Here is a 17,127-nt window from a genome sequence, read left to right on the forward strand (position 1 = left end):
GACCGGTACCGGGTTCCCCGACTGGCCCCTTGTGGTCACCCAGGCGTCTTGTGCCGGGAGCACTTGCCTGCTAGCGCGCGTGTCGTGGCTAGAGTGGCGACGTGGGAAACCCGTTGAATCTTCCGTTCGACCCGATCGAGCGCGCGCACGACAACTGGACGCGCAGGTGGGGCGCCTCGCCCGCCATGGCCGCCGTCACCTCCGTCATGCGCGCGCAGCAGATCCTGATCGGGGAGCTGGACGGCGCCCTCAAGCCGTTCGGCCTGACCTTCGCCCGCTACGAGGCACTGGTCCTGCTCACCTTCAGCTCCACGGGCGCGCTGCCGCTCGGCAAGATCGGTGAGCGTCTCATGGTGCATCCGACCAGCGTCACCAACACCATCGACCGCCTGGAGGGGCAGGGCCTCGTGCGCCGCCGCCCCAACCCGAGCGACGGCCGCGGCGTCCTCGCCGAGATCACCGACGCCGGGCGCGAGGTCGCCGAGGAGGCCACCCGTGCCCTGATGGGCATGGAGTTCGCCCTGGGCTGCTACTCGGACGAGGAGCTCTGGCGGATGCACGAGATGTTCACCAAGCTCAGGGCGGACTTCGGGGACTTCCCCGCGCCCGTCGCCGCCGAGGGCCGCTGACGCCCCGCCGGCCGACCGCCGGGCGCCGCGGGCGCGTCTCCTGTACAGACTTAGTTGGACGTCCTACTATTCGGGTATGGCGGACACCACACCGGGTCCCACCGGCGGAGGCGGGGCCGAGCAGATCGAGGCGGGGCGCGAGCGATGGCAGCGCCGACACGACTCCGCGCGCGTGCGCGAGGCGGACTTCTCCACGCTCTCCGGGCGCACACTGCGACCGGTCTACGGGCCGCCGCCCGGATCCGAGGTCCCCGGATTCGACCGGATCGGCTGGCCGGGCGAATACCCCTACACACGCGGCCTGTACTCCACCGGCTACCGCGGCCGGACCTGGACCATCCGGCAGTTCGCCGGGTTCGGCAACGCGCGCCAGACCAACGAGCGCTACCGGATGATCCTCGACTCCGGCGGAGGCGGCCTGTCCGTGGCCTTCGACATGCCCACCCTCATGGGCCACGACTCCGACTCACCGCACGCCCTGGGCGAGGTCGGGCACTGCGGGGTGGCGATCGACTCGGTCGCCGACATGGACCTGCTCTTCCAGGGCATACCGCTCGACGGGACGACCACGTCCATGACCGTCAGCGGTCCCGCCGTACCCGTGTTCTGCATGTACCTCGTGGCCGCCGAGCGCCAGGGCGCTGACGTCGGCACGCTCAACGGCACGCTCCAGACGGACATCTTCAAGGAGTACATCGCGCAGAAGGAGTGGCTGTACCCCCCGGGCCCCCACCTGCGCCTCATCGGCGACCTCATGGAGTTCTGCGCTGAGCGCATCCCGGCCTACAAGCCGCTGTCGGTGTCCGGCTACCACATCCGCGAGGCGGGGGCCACGGCCGCGCAGGAGCTCGCCTACACCCTGGCCGACGGGTTCGGCTACGTGGAACTCGGACTCTCACGCGGCCTGGACGTCGACACCTTCGCCCCGGGTCTGTCGTTCTTCTTCGACGCGCACATCGACTTCTTCGAGGAGATCGCCAAGTTCCGTGCGGCCCGGCGCATCTGGGCCCGCTGGATGCGGGACACCTACGGGGCGACCACAGAGAAGGCGTGCTGGCTGCGGTTCCACACGCAGACCGCGGGGGTGTCGCTCACCGCTCAGCAGCCCTACAACAACGTCGTGCGCACCTCCGTCGAGGCGCTCGCCGCGGTGCTCGGAGGGACCAACTCCCTGCACACCAACGCCCTCGACGAGACCCTGGCCCTGCCCACCGAGCAGTCCGCCGAGATCGCGCTGCGCACCCAGCAGGTGCTCATGGAGGAGACGGGGGTGGCCAACGTCGCCGACCCTCTCGGGGGTTCCTGGTACGTGGAGTCGCTCACCGACGAGCTGGAGGAGGAGGCGGAGCGGATCTTCGCGCAGATCCTGCGCATGGGCGGCGGACGTGACACGGAGCACAGGATCGGGCCGATGACCTCCGGCATCCTCGCGGGGATCGGGAACGGGTACTTCACGTCCGAGATCGCCGAGGCGGCGTTCCAGTACCAGCGGGCCCTGGAGAAGGGCGACAAGCGCATCGTGGGAGTGAACTGCCACACCGGCACCGTGTCCGGGGAGCTGGACATCCTGCGGATCAGCCACGAGGTGGAACGGGAGCAGCGCAAGGTGCTCGCCGAACGCCGTGCGCGGCGCGACGGAGCCGCCGTCGACCGCGCCCTCGCCCGCCTGCTGGAGGGCGTGCGCGCCCAGGACGGCAACCTCGTGCCGCTCATCATGGACGCCGCCCGCGCCGAGGCCACGCTCGGGGAGATCTGCTCCACGATGGGCGAGGAGTTCGGGACCTACACGGAGGACCCGCGCTTCTGAGCGGCGCGCGTTCGGAGGTGGCCCGGTGTCCCGCCGGACTCCCCTGCCCGGCGTGCGGCTGCCGCGCGGTACGGTGGGGCGCCGGAGGCGGACAGGAGAAGACCGTGCCCGAACTCGACCTCAGCGCGTTCACCGCGGACAACGACGGCTCACCGCGGCTGCGTGCCTACGTGGCCCGACCGGAGGGAGCGGGGCCGTGGCCGGGGGTGGTCGTGGCCCACGAGGCCTACGGCGTCGACGAGCAGATGCGCGGCCACGCCGACCGCCTCGCCGAACTCGGCTACCTCACGATCGTCCCCGACCTGTACAGCGAGGGCGGCCTGCTGCGGTGCGTCGTGCGGGTGATGCGCGCCCTGTCGGCCGGGCAGGGCCGCGCGTTCACCGACATCGCCGCCGGGCGTGCCTGGCTTCTGGAGCGGCCCGAGTGCACGGGCAGGATCGGGGTCGTCGGCTTCTGCATGGGCGGCGGGTTCGCGATCGCCACCGCCCCCTCGTTCGACGCCGCCGCACCCCACTACGGGGTCACACCGTACGACGTGCGCGCGGCCGTTCGCGGAGCCTGCCCGACCGTCGCCAGCTACGGGGCCAAGGACCGGATGGTGCCCGGCGGCGCGGCCAGGCTCAGGGCGGCGCTGGAGGAGGCCGGTGTGGTCAACGACGTGAAGGAGTACCCGGACGCCGGCCACTCCTTCATGAACACGGCGCCCAACGGGCCCCGGTCGCTCCAGCTGGTGCTGCGGGCCTTCGGAGTCAGCCGGGACACCGAGTCGGCCGCCGACGCCTGGCGCCGCCTGGACGCCTTCTTCACCGAACACCTGGGCGACGGACGGACCTGACCCGGGAACGGCGGTCCCGTGCGGGCGGAGCCGAGGAGGGTCGGGGCCGGTCGCGCACGCGGGCGGAGCGTCCCTCGCCCTCCCGCGCATGCGGCAGGATGGAACCATGCAGCCTTCGGACTTTTCACCGAACAGTGCGGTTGACCTCGCTGCGCGCAAGGCGGCCTTGGAGCGCGAGGCCAAGCAGCGCGCCGAGGAGTCGGCCGGTCGAGCCAACCCGTACGCCGTCAACGTCGACGAGGCCAACTTCCAGGCCGAGGTCCTGGAACGGTCGATGTCCGCCCCGGTCGTCCTCGCCGTGCTCGCCGGATGGTCGGAGCAGTCCAAGCAGGTCGAGAGCGCCCTGGACCGCCTGTCCTCGGCCTCCGGCGGCAACTGGTTCCTCGCCAAGCTCGACAGCGAGGCCAGCCCGCAGCTCGTGCAGGCCCTGCGCGTGCCGACCACCCCGATGATCATCGTCGCCGTCCAGGGCCAGGTCATGCCCGGCCCCGCCGGTCCGGCCACCGAGGAGCAGCTGCGCGACTGGCTCGGCCAGGTGTTCGCCGCGCTCGCCGAGCAGGGCATGCTGCCCCCGGGCCACCCCGGCACCGTCGAGGGCGAGCCCTCGGCCGATGCGGGCCAGCAGGCCGAGCGGCCCGAGCAGCCCGAGGTCGACCCGGTCGACGCCGAGGCCCAGGCGGCCCTGGAGCGCGGCGACCTCGCCGCGGCCGAGGCCGTCTACGCCAAGGCCGTGGAGGCCTCCCCGGACGACGTCGAGTCCAAGCTCAAGCTCGCCCAGGTCCGGCTGGTCGGCCGGCTCCAGGAGGTGGACGCGGGCGCCGCGCGCCAGGCCGCGGCCGACCGCCCCGAGGACGTCGCCGCCCAGTGCACCGTCGCCGACATCGACATGTACGGCGGCAAGTTCGAGGACGCGTTCGACCGCCTCGTCGCCACGGTGAAGCGCACCAGCGACGACGACCGCGACCGGGCGCGCACCCACCTGCTCTCGCTGTTCGAGCTGCTGGCGCCCGGCGACCCGCGGGTGGCCGCGGCCCGGCGCAAGCTCACCTCCGCGCTGTTCTGACGTGTGTCCCCCGGGGGGCACGGCGGGGTGCCGACGGCGGACGGGAATTCCGGCGTCGGCACCCACGGACCCCCAGGGCGTCACATACATGGACAAACCGGTAAATCGTCGCGATCTTCTGCTCGCGTGGGCGGCGGGATAGCCCACCGGGCAGGGGGTACGAACCCGGTGACGGCGGGTCGCACGGCCCGATGGCGATCCGGCAGGTGCCCATGAACGACGACGCTCCCCGCTGTGGCCCCGTGGTCACGATCTCGGCGACCTTCGGCGCCGGAGGCGCCGTGATCGGCCCCGCGGTCGCCGCGCGGCTCGGCGTGCCCTTCCTCGACCGCGCCATCCCCAGCGCGGTGGCCGCCCACATCGGCTGCTCCCTCGAGGAGGCGCTGCGCCACGACGGCCGCAGCCCCGGCGGTCTCGAACGCCTCCTCGCCAGCGCGGCGCGGCTCCCCACCGTCACCCTCGGCGGTGTGGACACGGCGCTGACCGGTCCCACCGACGACCAGGGGCGCCTGCTGTACGACCACGAGTTCGTCGAGGAGACCGAACGCGTCATCGGTGAGGTCGGCCACTCCGGGGGAGTGGTGCTCGGCCGCGGGGCCGCCGTGGTCCTGGCCGGCCACCCCACCGCCCTGCACGTCCGCGTCGACGGAGACCGGAGCGCCCGACTGCGCCGCGCCCGCGAGCTGTTCGAGTCCGGGAACCGTGACGAGGTCGGCGGCTACGACTGGTGCGACACGGCGCCCACCCTCCGGCTGCTCGACGACAACGACCGCGCCCGCACCGCCTACGTCCGCCGCTTCTACCGCGTCGACCCCGCGTCTCCGGATCTGTACCACGTCCTCCTGGACGGCACCGCGTTCACCATCGAGGCGTGCGTGGACATCGTGGTCCGGGCGGCCCAGGGGCGCGGGCCGGACGAGGGCGAAGCGCCCGGCGGCGCCGGGAAGGCGGGTGGGGACGGCGGAGCCGGTCGGGTTCCCTGACGTCGCCTCACCGCCCCGTAGTCGTCATGGAAAATTGTGGAGTTTTTTACTAAGGGTCGAATTGTCCCCTCCTGCTGACGATCTGGCCTTGACTCCGGTAGGGTGAGGCGACCCGGTCGCGAGTCCGAACCAGCCCCCTCCCGTGACCGCGGTCCCCGGCGCGGTGCACCATTGAGAGACACCGCGCGCAGCGGACACGCAGGAATCCCCGACGCTCCGCCCGAGCGGACACGCGTGTCGGAACCGCGTCAGGCGCGGGGCCGGCGCTCGGCGCCGGTCGGACCGGGCCCGGGGTCGGCGGAGGGTGACGGGCGAGCGTCCCACCCCGCACCGAAGCGGCCGCTGGGCGTGGTGTGCGACAGGAGGGGGTACCGGGCGTCAGCGTCGACGTCCCCGGGAACGGGGCCGCCCGCGCGCCCCACCGACGCACGACACCAAGCGAGAGCCAAGGAGCAACACGTGGCCAGCCTTCCCAGCGTTTCCTACTCCCTCACCGTCCGCCTCGAACTGGACGCGGGAGGCAGTGCCGTCGGCAGCCTCACCAACGCCGTCGAGCACGTGGGCGGCATGATCACGGCGCTGGACGTGGCGGCCGCCGGTCACGAGCGCATCCGGATCGACGTCACCTGCGCCGCGCGTGACACCGACCACGCCCAGGCGATCGTCGACGCCCTGGGGTCCGTCGAGGGCGTCACCGTCCACAAGGTCAGTGACCGTACCTTCCTCATGCACCTCGGCGGCAAGATCGAGATGTCCTCCAAGGTGCCGCTGCGCAACCGCGACGAGCTGTCCATGGCCTACACCCCCGGCGTCGCCCGCGTCTCCCAGGCCATCGCCGCCAACAAGGACGACGCCCGCCGTCTGACCATCAAGCGCAACAGCGTCGCCGTGGTCACCGACGGCTCGGCCGTCCTGGGCCTGGGCAACATCGGACCCGAGGCCGCCATGCCGGTCATGGAGGGCAAAGCAGCCCTGTTCAAACGCTTCGCCGACATCGACGCGTGGCCGATCGCCCTCGATACCCAGGACGTCGACGAGATCGTGCGCACCGTCCAGGTCCTGGCGCCCGGCTTCGGCGGGATCAACCTGGAGGACATCTCCGCCCCCCGCTGTTTCGAGGTCGAGGCCCGTCTGCGCGAGCTGCTCGACATCCCCGTCTTCCACGACGACCAGCACGGCACCGCGATCGTCGTCCTCGCCGCGCTGCGCAACGCCCTGCGGGTGGTGGGCAAGGAGCTGAGCCAGGTCCGCATCGCGATGTCGGGCGCGGGGGCGGCGGGTACCGCCATCCTCAAGCTGCTCATGCACGCCGGCGCCAAGGACATCGTCGTGTGCGACGTGCACGGCGCGGTGCACGCCGACCGCGAGCAGCTCGACGACAACCTGCGCTGGATCTCCGAGCACACCAACCCCGAGGGCTACTCCGGTGACCTCAAGGGCGCCGTGGCCGGGGCCGACGTCTTCATCGGCGTCTCCGCGCCCAACCTGCTCACCGGCGACGACGTCGCCGAGATGAACGACGGCGCGATCATCTTCGCGCTGGCCAACCCCGACCCGGAGATCGACCCCGAGGTCGCCCACCTGCACGCCGACGTCGTCGCCACCGGCCGCAGCGACCACCCCAACCAGATCAACAACGTGCTGGTGTTCCCGGGCTTCTTCCGCGGACTGCTCGACGCGCAGAGCCACGAGGTCACCTCCGACATGATGGTCGCCGCCGCCGAGGCGTTGGCCGACGTGGTCACCGAGGACGAGCTGGGCCCGAACTACATCATCCCCAGCGTCTTCCACTCCGACCTGTCCACGCACGTGGCCACCGCGGTGCGCGAGGTCGCCCAGCGGGGCCGCGGCAACTGACGCCGGGCGCGGTCCCGGGACGGAAGAGCGCCGCACCGCCCCGACGACAGGCGCGAACCTGGGTAGGGGGGGACCATGGACCAGCCAAGACTGACCGGGCGTCTCCTGGTGGCCGCCCCCCTCCTCCAGGAGGACTCGTTCCGCCGCTCGGTGGTGTTCGTCGTGGACGACACCGCCGACGGCACCCTCGGAGTGATCCTCAACCGCCCCCTGGACACGGCCGTCGACGAGGTCGTGACCGACTGGGGCGCCTACGCCAGTGAGCCCGCGGTGATGTTCTCCGGCGGACCCGTCGGGGCGGGCTCCGGCATCGCCCTGGGTGTGTCGGGCACGGGCGACCCGCCCCCGGGCTGGTCCCCGTTGGAGGGTGTGGACTCGGACCTGGGGCTGGACGGTGTGGGCGTGGTCGACCTGGACGGACCGCCCTCCGTGCTGGGCGGCGCGCTGGGAGCGTTCCGCGTCTTCGCGGGCTACGCCGGGTGGGCCGCCGGTCAGCTGGCCGGGGAGATCGACGAGGGCGCCTGGTACGTCGTGTCGGCGATCGCCGACGACGTGTTCACCACCGCTCCCGAACGGCTGTGGTCGCGTGTGCTGCGACGGCAGGGCGGTGAACTCGCGTTGCTGTCCACCTACCCCGAGGACCCGACGATGAACTGAGCGGCGTCGAGCGACCGCCGTGAGGTGCGCGGCACCCTATACCGTGGAACGCAGACGTGGAAAGGTGTGAGGAACGATGTCGATGGATGTCTTCAACAAGGTTCTCCCGGAGAGCGAGACCAGGCCGGACACCTCGCACGACGACGGTGACCGCGAGCGGTTCGCGCACTACGTGCAGAAGGACAAGATCACCGAGAGCGCCGTCACGGGCAATCCGGTGATCGCTCTGTGCGGCAAGGTGTGGGTCCCCAACCGGGACCCCAAGAAGTTCCCCGTGTGCCCCGAGTGCAAGAAGGCCTATGAGGAGCTCATGAAGTAGGCGTGCTCCCAGACGCCCGCGTCATGCTCCGCCGGGCGGGCCCCGACACACCGCGTGTGCCGGGGCCCGCCCGTCTCCGCGTCCGACCCGGGCGGCCGGTCAGTCCTCGGACCCGGCGGTCGCGTCCCCGGGCGTGCGCCCGCGCGACGCGGCCACGGCCACGCCGCCGGCGCCGATCGCCCCGACGGCCGCGACGAGCAGTCCGGTCAGGGCCGCACCGGTGTTGGGCAGGCCCGGCGTGCCGTCACCGTCACCGCCGTCACCTCCGCCGTCACCTCCGCCACCGTCACCTCCGCCGCCGGGCACGTCGGCGTCCTCGGAGACGCCCACGGTCAGGGTCACCGGGTCCAGCTCCTCGCCCTCGGCGTAGAAGTCCGCGAAGGCGGGGACGCCGTCGGCGGTCAGCGTGGCGGGGATCGCCTCCCAGGTCAGAACGTCCTCGGCCAGGGCGGGGTCGACCCCGGACAGATCCAGGTCGGCGAAGGCCACGTCGTCGTAGGTGACGAGCTCCTCGTCGTCGAGGGACTTGCTCACCACGTCGGCGTAGAGCACGCCGGCGTCGCCGTCGATCTCCACCCGGGGGTCGGTGACCGTCATGTGGAGGAGGGGGTCCCCGTCCTCGTAGGCGTGGCCCCGGAAGAGCACGGTGCCGTCGAAGGACAGGTCCGCGGTGCCCGCGTCGAGGTCGACCTCGCCGTCGCCGCCCGAGAACGCGAAGGTGCCGTCGGCGTTCCGGGAGGCGCCGTCCTCGGCGCTGATCGACCCCTGGGCGATGTCGCCCTCGATGTACGTGCGGAACGACGCGCGGACGCCCCAGTCGGCGCGCCCGGAGTGGACGGTCAGCGGGCCGTCGGGGGTCTCGCCGCCGCCGTCGCCGCCGTCGCCGTCCTCGGCGGCGAAGGAGACCGGAACCCACACGTCCTGGTCGCGGTTGTCCAGGTCGAAGCGGTCGTTGAACACCGCGACGTAGCACTGCGCCTCGACGCAGTCGTAGGAGGTCCCGTCCTTGTCGAAGGCGCCGACCACGTCCAGTTCGGTGCTGAAGGAGCCGTCCTCCGCCGGTGCGGCGTCGTCGCGCAGCCACACACCGGACCCGTACCAGTGCCGCGGGTAGGAGTCCGCGGCCCGAGGGACGCCCGTCAGGGCGACGTAGATCCCCGCGCCGGGGCGGAAGCCCGTGCCCTCCACGGTGACGGCGTCGCCCGCGGGGTCCAGGTCGGCCGAGGGGGTCACCGTCACCCGCGGGTCGTGCGGAACCGGCTCCTCCCCGCCCCGCACGGTGGTCGTGAAGCTCAGCGGGTCCATGGCGGCGCCCGCCGCGTAGAAGTTGGCGAACGCGGCGACGGCGTCCTGGTGCAGGGTGCCGGACGAGGACGTGAGGGTCAGGTCCTCACCGTCCAGGGAGAGCTCGACCCCGGACAGCTCCGTGACCGCGACCCGGCCGAAGTCCTCCAGCGGCGCGGGCGTGGTCTGCTGGACGCCCTCGAAGGGGCGGCTCTCGACGTCGGCCAGCACCAGGGCCGAGCCGTCGCCGTCGAACTCCACGCGCGGGTCCGACAGGCGGATCTCCAGGACGGGGCCGTTGCCGTAGTCGTGGCCGGTGAACGTGACCGTGCCGCCGAAGTCGACGTGGCCGGAGGAGTCCTCCTTGGACACCTCGCCCTCGACGGTCGGGAAGTCGACGGTGCCGTCGGCCAGGACGGTGGCGCCGTCGGAGCCCTCGTACCCGCCCCGGGCGATGAAGCCGGAGACGTAGTTGCGGAAGGACTCCTTCACACCCCAGGCGGCCGATCCGCCCTCGACGGGCACGGTCTGCTCGGCGGAGGCGCTCTGGACGGGGGCGAGGGCGAGCGCGCCGCCGACGGCGGCGGCGCCCGTGACGGAGACGAGGGATCTCAGCAGGCGCCTGGACCGGCCTGGGGCCCGTGTCCCGCTGGTTGACGAGGTGATCATGGGACGGGTGGTTCCAATCGTGTCGGGGGATGGCGGCGTGAGGTGGGGGCGTGCGCGGCGGCGCGGGGGCGGGTCCCGCGCCGCCGGTCGGGCTGGACGGGCGTCAGTCGGTCGTGACCGTGAAGGAGATCGGGTCCATCGCGGTCCCGGCCGAGTAGAAGCCCGCGAACGCGTCGACCGCGTCCGCGTGCAGGGACCCGCCCGTGGAGGTGAAGGACAGCTCCGTGCCGGTGCCGGTCACGCTCTCGCCGGTCAGCTCGGTGACCGCGATCTCCCCGTAGTCGACGAGCGGGTTCGGAGAGGTCTGGAACGGGCCGTCGAAGGTGCGGCTCACGACCCGGGCGTGGACGACGGCGTCGGTGCCGTCGAACTCCACCCGCGGGTCGTGGACCTGGACCTCCAGGACGGGGCCGTTGCCGTAGTCGTGGCCGGTGAAGACCACGCCGCCGGAGAAGGCGGCGTCGAACGAGCCGTCGGTGGCCAGGGTGCCGCCCGCGCCGGGGAAGTCGACGGTCCCGGCCGCGGTGACGGTGGCGCCGTCCACGCCGACGTAGTCGCCCTGGGCGATGAAGCTGGTCACGTAGGTGCGGAAGGACTCCTTGACGCCCCAGTCCGCCGATCCTCCGCTCAGGCCGGTGTCGGCCAGGGCCGGGGAGGGGGCGAGGGCGAGCACGGCGCCGAGGACGGCGGCCGACGCGGTCGCCGCGAGGCCGCGCGGCGTGCGCCGGGCGCGGTCGGTCGTCGGGGGAGTCGTGGTCAGGGACATGGGGTGCTACCTCCGGATGGATGGTGGAAGGGACCGTCCCGGAAGGGGACGGGGACCGACCCGTGGCCCGGTGGCCGGACACCGGATCGGAGTGGGGGAGGTCCACGGCGGTGGACGCCGTCCGTGGCGGGGGCGCCCACGGGGCCGTGTCAGGTGGCGGCCGTGTCGCGGGGACGCCGGGTCGCGACCAGGGCCGCGGCGCCGGTGACGGTGGCGACGACCGCGGCGAGGACCAGCGCCCAGAGCGCTGAGCCGGTGGTCGGCAGCGTGCCGATGCCCTCGTCGCCGCCGTTCTCCGCGTTGCCGGAGCCGGAGCCGCCGGAGCCTGCGGAGTCCGAGCCGGAGCCCGATCCCGAGCCGTCCGCGCCTCCGCCGGATCCGTTGCCGGAGCCGCCGTCCTGGCCCGCGAAGGTGACGGGCACGAACACGTCCTGGCTCCGGTCGCTGGAGCGGGTGTGGTCGTTGCGGGTGACCACGGCGCACTCGGTCGAGGCGTCCGTGCAGTCGGTGCCGGCGTCGCTGGCGCGCACGGTCAGTTCGACGGAGAAGCCGCCGTCGGTGCCGCGCCCGTCGTAGGGGACGGCCAGGCCTTCGCCGTAGGGCGGCGGATTGCTGGACACCCACACGGACGAGCCGCTGGAGCCGTCCATGTCGACGCCGCCGATGCACGGGCTCGGCGCCTGCGCGGCTCCGGCCCGACTGGTGTCGCACAGCGCGACGTAGACGCCCTTGGAGGTGTCGTATCCGCTGCCGGTGACGGTGACGGTCTGCCCGTCGGGGTCGAGCCCCGAGGTCTGGGAGACGCTCAGGGTCGGGGTCTCCCGGGTGCTGGGGACGGTCGCCGGAGGCAGCGTCGTCTGGGTCTGGGTCCGCGTCTGGGACTGGGCGTTCGGCTGGACGTTCGGTGCCGACGCGGGGGCGGCGAACGTGATCGGCACCCGCGCGACGACCGGGGCCGTGGCCGGAGCGCCCGGCGCGAGGACGGGCTTGCTCATGCCCGCGCCCGGCGGCGCCGTGTCGGCCGCGTGCGCGTCTCCGTCGGTGTCCGTCCGGTCGGCGCTTCCGGTCGGAGGGGCGTCGTCGGCGGGGCCTCCGGTGTCCGGGGCTTCCGTGTCCTGAGGGGACTCCGGGGCGGGCCCGACCTCGACGAGTCGGATCTCGAACGGGTCCTCGGCCGCGTCCAGCCCGGCGTCGACGGCGAAGCCGGTTCCGGTGTCGAGGGTCACGGTGAAGGCGCCGCGCTCGCCGACGTCCACCGTGACCGCGTGGTCGGCGTCGTGCACCGCCTCGTCCCCGGTCTCCGCCGCGTCGTCGGCGGCTCCGGTCCCGGCCGGGGCCGCCCAGGTGGACACCTCGATCCGGGACCCGGGTTCGTGCCCGGCTCCGGAGACCGTGACCGTGTCGCCCTCGGGGGACAGTTCCTCGGTCCGGTCGACGGTGGTGATCCGGGGGTGGTCGGTCTCCGCGTCGGAGACCGTCTCGGCGGACGCCGCCACGGGTGGCGTGACGGCGATGACGGCCGTCGCCGCCACGACGGCGATTCTCCTGTGCATGAGGGGCCTTCGCGTTCGTGCGGGGGCCGTTGGGGGTGGCCGCCCGCGAGGCGTGGGGAAGCAAACTTAGGTTATGCTTACCTTGGTGAAGTGAGCCTTACCTAAGTCAGCGTCGGGGCGGGAACAGTGGACCACCGGAATCCCGGGGTTGTCAAGATAATGACGATGTGTCATAAAAATGGGCAGGTCAACCCGGCCCCGCCCGCAGCCCCGCTCCGGCCCGGACGACGGAAAGCGATCACCATGCCCCACGCCGACCACCGGCCCCTCACAGCGAGCCCGGGAACGAGCACCCGTGCCACGGCGCGCACCCGCCCCAGGAGCGAGCCCGCCCGCCCGCGAGCCGTCGCACCCGGGTCCCCGTCGACCGCCACCCGCGCCCCGGGCACACCCACCCGAACCCGCTCCGCCCGCCCCCGACTCCTCGCCGCCGCCTGCGCGGTCGCCCTCGCGCTGGCCGGATGCTCAACGGGCGGCGGCGCCTCCGGGGAGGCCCCCTCCGGAGCCGACGGCCGGGCCATCCCCGAGCTGGCCGAGAACCGCCTCCAGATCCTGGACGGCCCCGCCGTCCCCGACCTGCCCGTCACCGTCCCCTCGGTTGTGCACGACCCCTACCGGACCAGCGAGGACCCCCTGGAGTACGAGGACGTCGAGGTCACCGACGCCAGCCGGATCCTCCCCCTCAGCGGCAGCCTCGCCGAGATCGTCTTCACCCTGGGCCTCGGCGACCACGTCGTGGGCCGCGACGTGTCCGCCACCTTCGAGGAGGCCGCCGGCCTTCCCGTCGTCAGCGAGGGACACGACATCTCCGCCGAGTCCGCCCTCGCCCTCGAACCCACCGTCGTCCTGGCCGACACCCAGAGCGGTCCGCCCGAGACCGTCGAGCAGCTCCAGAACGCCGGAGTCCCCGTCGTCATCGTCGAGGAGGCGTGGACGGTCGACGAGATGTACCCGCGCTTCTCCCGGGTCGCCGAGGCCCTGGGCGTCCCCGACAGCGGCGCCCGCCTCACCGAGCGCACCCAGGGGCAGATGGCGCAGGTCCGCGCGTCCTCCGCCGAGGCCGTCGGCGACCCGAGCGTCGCCTTCCTGTACCTGCGCGGCACGGCCGGGGTCTACCTCCTCGGCGGTCCCGGCTCCGGCGCCGACGCCATGCTCGCCGAGGTCGGCGCCCGCGACGCCGGCGTCGAGATGGGCCTGACCGCACCCTTCACACCCATCACCGCCGAAGCGCTCATCGCCGCCCAGCCCGACGTGATCCTCGTCATGACGGGCGGGCTGGAGTCGGTCGGCGGCGTCGACGGGCTCGTCGGGATCCCCGGCGTCGCCCAGACCCCCGCCGGAGCCGACCGCGCCGTCATCGACGTCGAGGACGGCGTCCTGCTCAACTTCGGACCGCGCACACCGCAGGTCATCGCCGCGCTGGCCGAGGAACTGGCCGCCGCGGGCACGGGCGGGGCCGCCGAGTGACCACGCTGTCCACCCCGCCCGGCACCGACGACGCTCCCGCCCCCGCGGACCGACCCCGACGGCACCGCGTGCGCGCGACCCTGCTGCTGACCGCCCTCACCGTCGCCCTCGTCGCGGTCGCCCTGGTCTCCGCCGGACTCGGCGCCTACCCCGTCCCCGTCGACCAGGTCGCGGCCTCGGTCCTGCACGCCGCCGGGCTCGACGTCGGCACCCTCCCCGACCGGATCGGCCGGACCGTGCTCTGGGACGTCCGCCTACCGCGCGTGGCCCTCGCCGTCGCCGTCGGCACCGCCCTCGGCGCGGCGGGCGCCATGATGCAGGGGATCTTCGGCAACCCGCTCGCCGAACCCGGCGTCATCGGCGTCTCCTCGGGGGCCGCCGTCGGCGCGATCCTGGTCATCTTCAGCGGCCTCACCGTCCTCGGCCACTGGACGATCATCGCCTCCGCCTTCGTGTTCGGTCTGGCCACGACCCTGTCCGTGTACGTGTTCGCGCGCTCCCACGGCCGCACCGAGGTGGTCACCCTCCTGCTCACCGGGGTCGCCGTGAACGCGGTCGCGGGCGCGGCGATCGGCCTGATGACCAACTTCTCCCAGGACGCCGAGATCCAGACCATCACCTTCTGGCAGCTCGGCAGCGTCTCCACCGCCACCTGGTCCAAGGTCGCCGCGATCACCCCCTGCCTGCTGCTCGGCCTGGCGGTCATCCCCCTGTACGCGCGCCGCCTGGACCTGCTCTCCCTCGGCGAGGCGCCCGCCCGCCACCTCGGCGTGGACGTGGAACGCATGCGCCTGGTGGTCATCGCCGCCCTGGCGCTGCTCACCTCGGCCGCCGTCGCCTTCGCCGGAATCGTCGCGTTCATCGGCCTGGTCGTGCCGCACATCGTCCGCATGGTCACCGGGCCCGGACACCGGATCCTGCTGCCCGCCAGCGCGCTCGGCGGCGGCCTGCTCCTGCTGGCCGCCGACCTGTTGGCCCGCACCGTCGCCGCCCCCGCCGAGATCCCGCTCGGCGTGGTCACCGCCGCCCTCGGCGGACCGTTCTTCTTCTTCCTCCTCCACCGCACCCGGTCCAAGCAGGGGGGCTGGTCGTGATCGTCCTGTCCCGACTCCGGCGCCGGACCGCCGCCGCGGTCGCGCCCCTCTCCCGCCCGCCCCGCCTCCCCGACCCCGCCCCACCCGGCACACCCGTGGTCCGCGCGGAGGGGGTCACCGTCCGGAGGGGAGGCCGCCTCCTGCTCGACCGCGTCGACCTCACCGTCCGTGCCGGGGAGCTGGTCGCCCTGGTCGGCCCCAACGGCGCGGGCAAGTCCACCCTGCTCAAGGCGCTCTCCGGCGACGTCGGCGCGGACGGGGGCGGTACCGCCCACTCCGGGTCGGTCCGGGTGTTCGACCGGCCGCTCCCCGACTGGACTCCGCCGGAACTGGCGCTGCGCCGCGCCGTCCTGCCCCAGGAGGCGGCGGTCAGTTTCCCGTTCTCCGTCGCCGACCTCGTCGCCATGGGCCGGGCGCCCTGGGCGGGGCTGTGCGGAGCGGACGCCGACGCCGCCGAGGTCGCCGCCGCGATGGACCGCACCGGCGTCTCCCACCTGGCCGAACGCCGTTTCCCAACGCTCTCCGGAGGCGAACGCGCCCGGGTCATGCTGGCCAGGGTCCTGGCCCAGCGGACCCAGCTGCTCATGCTCGACGAGCCGACCGCCGCGCTCGACATCCGCCACCAGGAACTCGTTCTTTCCGTGTCGCGCGCACTCGCGGACGCCGGTCAGGCGGTTATCGTGGTCCTGCACGATTTGGGGCTTGCGGCCGCCTACGCCCATCGTGTGGCGGTGCTGTCCGAGGGACGCGTCGCCGCACGGGGCGCACCCGCTGACGTGTTCACGGCGCCGCTCCTCAGCGACGTGTACCAGCATCAGATCGATGTCCTGCCGCATCCGCGTACCGGGGCCCCGCTCGTCGTTCCCCGCAGGTAGGTGTCGGAGCGCACGAAAGCGTCCACAGGAGTAGGTCCTATTGGTCTCCACAACTGAACGGCACAAGCACGACGACCCCCACCCCCGCCGCGGGCGGGGCCGTCGGGGCTCGGAAGGAGGGCGGCGCCGCAGGGCCCGACGGCCCCGGCACACCCCCGGCGACGTCGTCCGAGCCATCGTCCGCACCATCGGCGAGATCCTGCTGACCGCGGGTCTGCTCATGCTCTTCTACGCCGGCTACGAGGTCTACGGCGGTCAGTGGGAGACCGACCGGGAGCAGCAGCAGCTCGCCCAGGGACTGGAGGAGGCCTGGGCCGCGCAGGAGGAGGACGTCGAGCCCGGCCCGGAGTCCGAGCCGCTGCCCGGCAGCGCGGACAGCCGCCTGTACCTGCCCGACCTCGATCTCCAGTGGGTCGTGGTCAACGGGACGACGCAGGAGGACATCCGCAACAGTCCCGGCCACTACACCGAGTACGACACCGGGCCGGGCGAGCTCGGGAACTACGGTGTCGCCGCGCACCGGACCCCGGGCCTTTTCTGGGACATCGACCAGCTCGACGACGGCGACGTCATGGTTCTGGAGGACGGGGAGAACTTCTACACCTACGAGGTGTTCCGCGAGGAGACCGTCGATCCCTCCGACGTGTGGGTGATCGAGCCCGACCCGTTCGACGACGCCACCGACGAGCACCCCGAGCGCTCCCTGATCACGCTCACCACGTGCGCCCCCAAGCTGAACAACACCCACCGGCTGATCGTCTGGGCCGAGCTCACCGAGACCACCCCGAAGTCCGAGGGCATGCCCGAATCGATCGCCCACATGGCGCCGGACGCCGAAGAGGACGAGGAGTAGAGGCGGATGTACGGACTGATCTGGCGCGTGCTCCCCGGCCCGTGGCCGTCCAAGCTGATCCTGTCGGTCGGCCTGGTGGCGGGCGCGTGCGCGCTGCTGTGGTTCTTCGCCTTCCCGGCGGTCTCTCCGCACATGCCGTTCAACGACGGCGCGGTCGACGTCCAGGGCGCGAACGCCGTCCCGGAGGGCTCCGGAGCGCTGCCCGGCGGCGAGTCCCCCTCGACGTCGGAGTCCCCGTCGGAGTCGGAGTCCCCCGAACCCTCGGCCTCCGAGAGTTCCTGAGTTCTCGCAGTTCTCGCTCCGCCTGGGCGGTGGGGGGGGGGGGGGGGGGGGGGGGGGGGGGGGGGGGGGGGGGGGGGGCGGGCGGGGGGCGGGGGGGGGGGGCGGCGCCCGGGGCGCGGGCCGGAGGGCGCGA

General features: G+C 73.1%; 16 protein-coding genes. 13 read left to right on the forward strand and 3 right to left on the reverse strand.

The window, feature by feature from the left end; translation table 11 throughout:
• The first annotated feature begins 113 nt into the window (after positions 1-113).
• The 8 genes from ACIBFB_RS15695 to ACIBFB_RS15730 all read left to right on the forward strand — a co-directional run bounded on the left by ACIBFB_RS15695 (position 114) and on the right by ACIBFB_RS15730 (position 8,151).
• The gene (locus ACIBFB_RS15695; RefSeq protein WP_397230624.1) at positions 114-629 is read left to right on the forward strand and encodes a MarR family transcriptional regulator; all 516 of its coding nucleotides are present in this window, start codon (positions 114-116) and stop codon (positions 627-629) included.
• 76 nt (positions 630-705) lie between these two features.
• On the forward strand, positions 706-2,436 hold the full coding sequence (locus ACIBFB_RS15700; RefSeq protein WP_397230531.1) for a methylmalonyl-CoA mutase: 1,731 nt from the start codon (positions 706-708) through the stop codon (positions 2,434-2,436).
• A gap of 104 nt (positions 2,437-2,540) precedes the next feature.
• Positions 2,541-3,272: a dienelactone hydrolase family protein gene (locus ACIBFB_RS15705; protein ID WP_397230533.1), complete on the forward strand. Its 732-nt coding sequence runs from the start codon at positions 2,541-2,543 to the stop codon at positions 3,270-3,272.
• A 106-nt stretch (positions 3,273-3,378) separates the two neighbouring features.
• Positions 3,379-4,335: a co-chaperone YbbN gene (locus ACIBFB_RS15710; RefSeq protein ID WP_397230535.1), complete on the forward strand. Its 957-nt coding sequence runs from the start codon at positions 3,379-3,381 to the stop codon at positions 4,333-4,335.
• A 212-nt stretch (positions 4,336-4,547) separates the two neighbouring features.
• Complete coding sequence (locus tag ACIBFB_RS15715) at positions 4,548-5,318, forward strand: AAA family ATPase (protein ID WP_397230537.1); 771 nt, start codon at positions 4,548-4,550, stop codon at positions 5,316-5,318.
• Positions 5,319-5,777: 459 nt separating this feature from the next.
• A complete protein-coding gene (locus tag ACIBFB_RS15720) occupies positions 5,778-7,175 on the forward strand; it encodes an NAD-dependent malic enzyme (protein WP_397230539.1) in 1,398 nt (465 codons plus the stop codon).
• A gap of 75 nt (positions 7,176-7,250) precedes the next feature.
• Positions 7,251-7,832: a YqgE/AlgH family protein gene (locus tag ACIBFB_RS15725; RefSeq protein ID WP_397230541.1), complete on the forward strand. Its 582-nt coding sequence runs from the start codon at positions 7,251-7,253 to the stop codon at positions 7,830-7,832.
• Positions 7,833-7,908: 76 nt separating this feature from the next.
• The gene (locus ACIBFB_RS15730) at positions 7,909-8,151 is read left to right on the forward strand and encodes a DUF3039 domain-containing protein (protein ID WP_075927591.1); all 243 of its coding nucleotides are present in this window, start codon (positions 7,909-7,911) and stop codon (positions 8,149-8,151) included.
• A gap of 99 nt (positions 8,152-8,250) precedes the next feature.
• On the opposite strand, the gene ACIBFB_RS15735 is transcribed toward ACIBFB_RS15730, so the two are convergent.
• The 3 genes from ACIBFB_RS15735 to ACIBFB_RS15745 form a co-directional block, all read right to left on the reverse strand.
• Positions 8,251-10,104 (reverse strand): HtaA domain-containing protein, encoded by a 1,854-nt coding sequence (locus ACIBFB_RS15735; RefSeq protein WP_397230544.1) that lies wholly within the window; start codon positions 10,102-10,104, stop codon positions 8,251-8,253.
• Positions 10,105-10,207: 103 nt separating this feature from the next.
• Positions 10,208-10,870 (reverse strand): HtaA domain-containing protein, encoded by a 663-nt coding sequence (locus tag ACIBFB_RS15740; protein WP_397230547.1) that lies wholly within the window; start codon positions 10,868-10,870, stop codon positions 10,208-10,210.
• Positions 10,871-11,019: 149 nt separating this feature from the next.
• Positions 11,020-12,423, reverse strand: a complete 1,404-nt coding sequence (locus ACIBFB_RS15745) for a cell wall protein (RefSeq protein WP_397230549.1) — start codon at positions 12,421-12,423, stop codon at positions 11,020-11,022.
• A 243-nt stretch (positions 12,424-12,666) separates the two neighbouring features.
• Here ACIBFB_RS15745 and ACIBFB_RS15750 point away from each other — a divergent pair, with 243 nt between their 5' ends.
• The 5 genes from ACIBFB_RS15750 to ACIBFB_RS15770 are packed head-to-tail and all read left to right on the forward strand — an operon-like array spanning position 12,667 to position 16,994.
• A complete protein-coding gene (locus tag ACIBFB_RS15750; protein WP_397230551.1) occupies positions 12,667-13,890 on the forward strand; it encodes a hemin ABC transporter substrate-binding protein in 1,224 nt (407 codons plus the stop codon).
• Positions 13,887-14,984 (forward strand): FecCD family ABC transporter permease, encoded by a 1,098-nt coding sequence (locus ACIBFB_RS15755; RefSeq protein WP_397230553.1) that lies wholly within the window; start codon positions 13,887-13,889, stop codon positions 14,982-14,984. The genes ACIBFB_RS15750 and ACIBFB_RS15755 overlap by 4 nt, the downstream gene beginning before the upstream one ends.
• Positions 14,981-15,859 (forward strand): heme ABC transporter ATP-binding protein, encoded by an 879-nt coding sequence (locus tag ACIBFB_RS15760; RefSeq protein ID WP_397230555.1) that lies wholly within the window; start codon positions 14,981-14,983, stop codon positions 15,857-15,859. Before ACIBFB_RS15755 ends, ACIBFB_RS15760 begins: the two co-directional genes overlap by 4 nt.
• 40 nt (positions 15,860-15,899) lie before the next feature.
• Positions 15,900-16,712, forward strand: a complete 813-nt coding sequence (locus tag ACIBFB_RS15765; RefSeq protein ID WP_397230557.1) for a class E sortase — start codon at positions 15,900-15,902, stop codon at positions 16,710-16,712.
• Positions 16,713-16,718: 6 nt separating this feature from the next.
• Positions 16,719-16,994, forward strand: coding sequence for a hypothetical protein (locus ACIBFB_RS15770; RefSeq protein WP_397230559.1), 276 nt, complete (start codon positions 16,719-16,721; stop codon positions 16,992-16,994).
• Positions 16,995-17,127 lie beyond the last annotated feature (133 nt).

This window comes from Nocardiopsis sp. NPDC050513, assembly GCF_044457925.1.
Classification (GTDB): Bacteria; Actinomycetota; Actinomycetes; order Streptosporangiales; family Streptosporangiaceae; genus Nocardiopsis.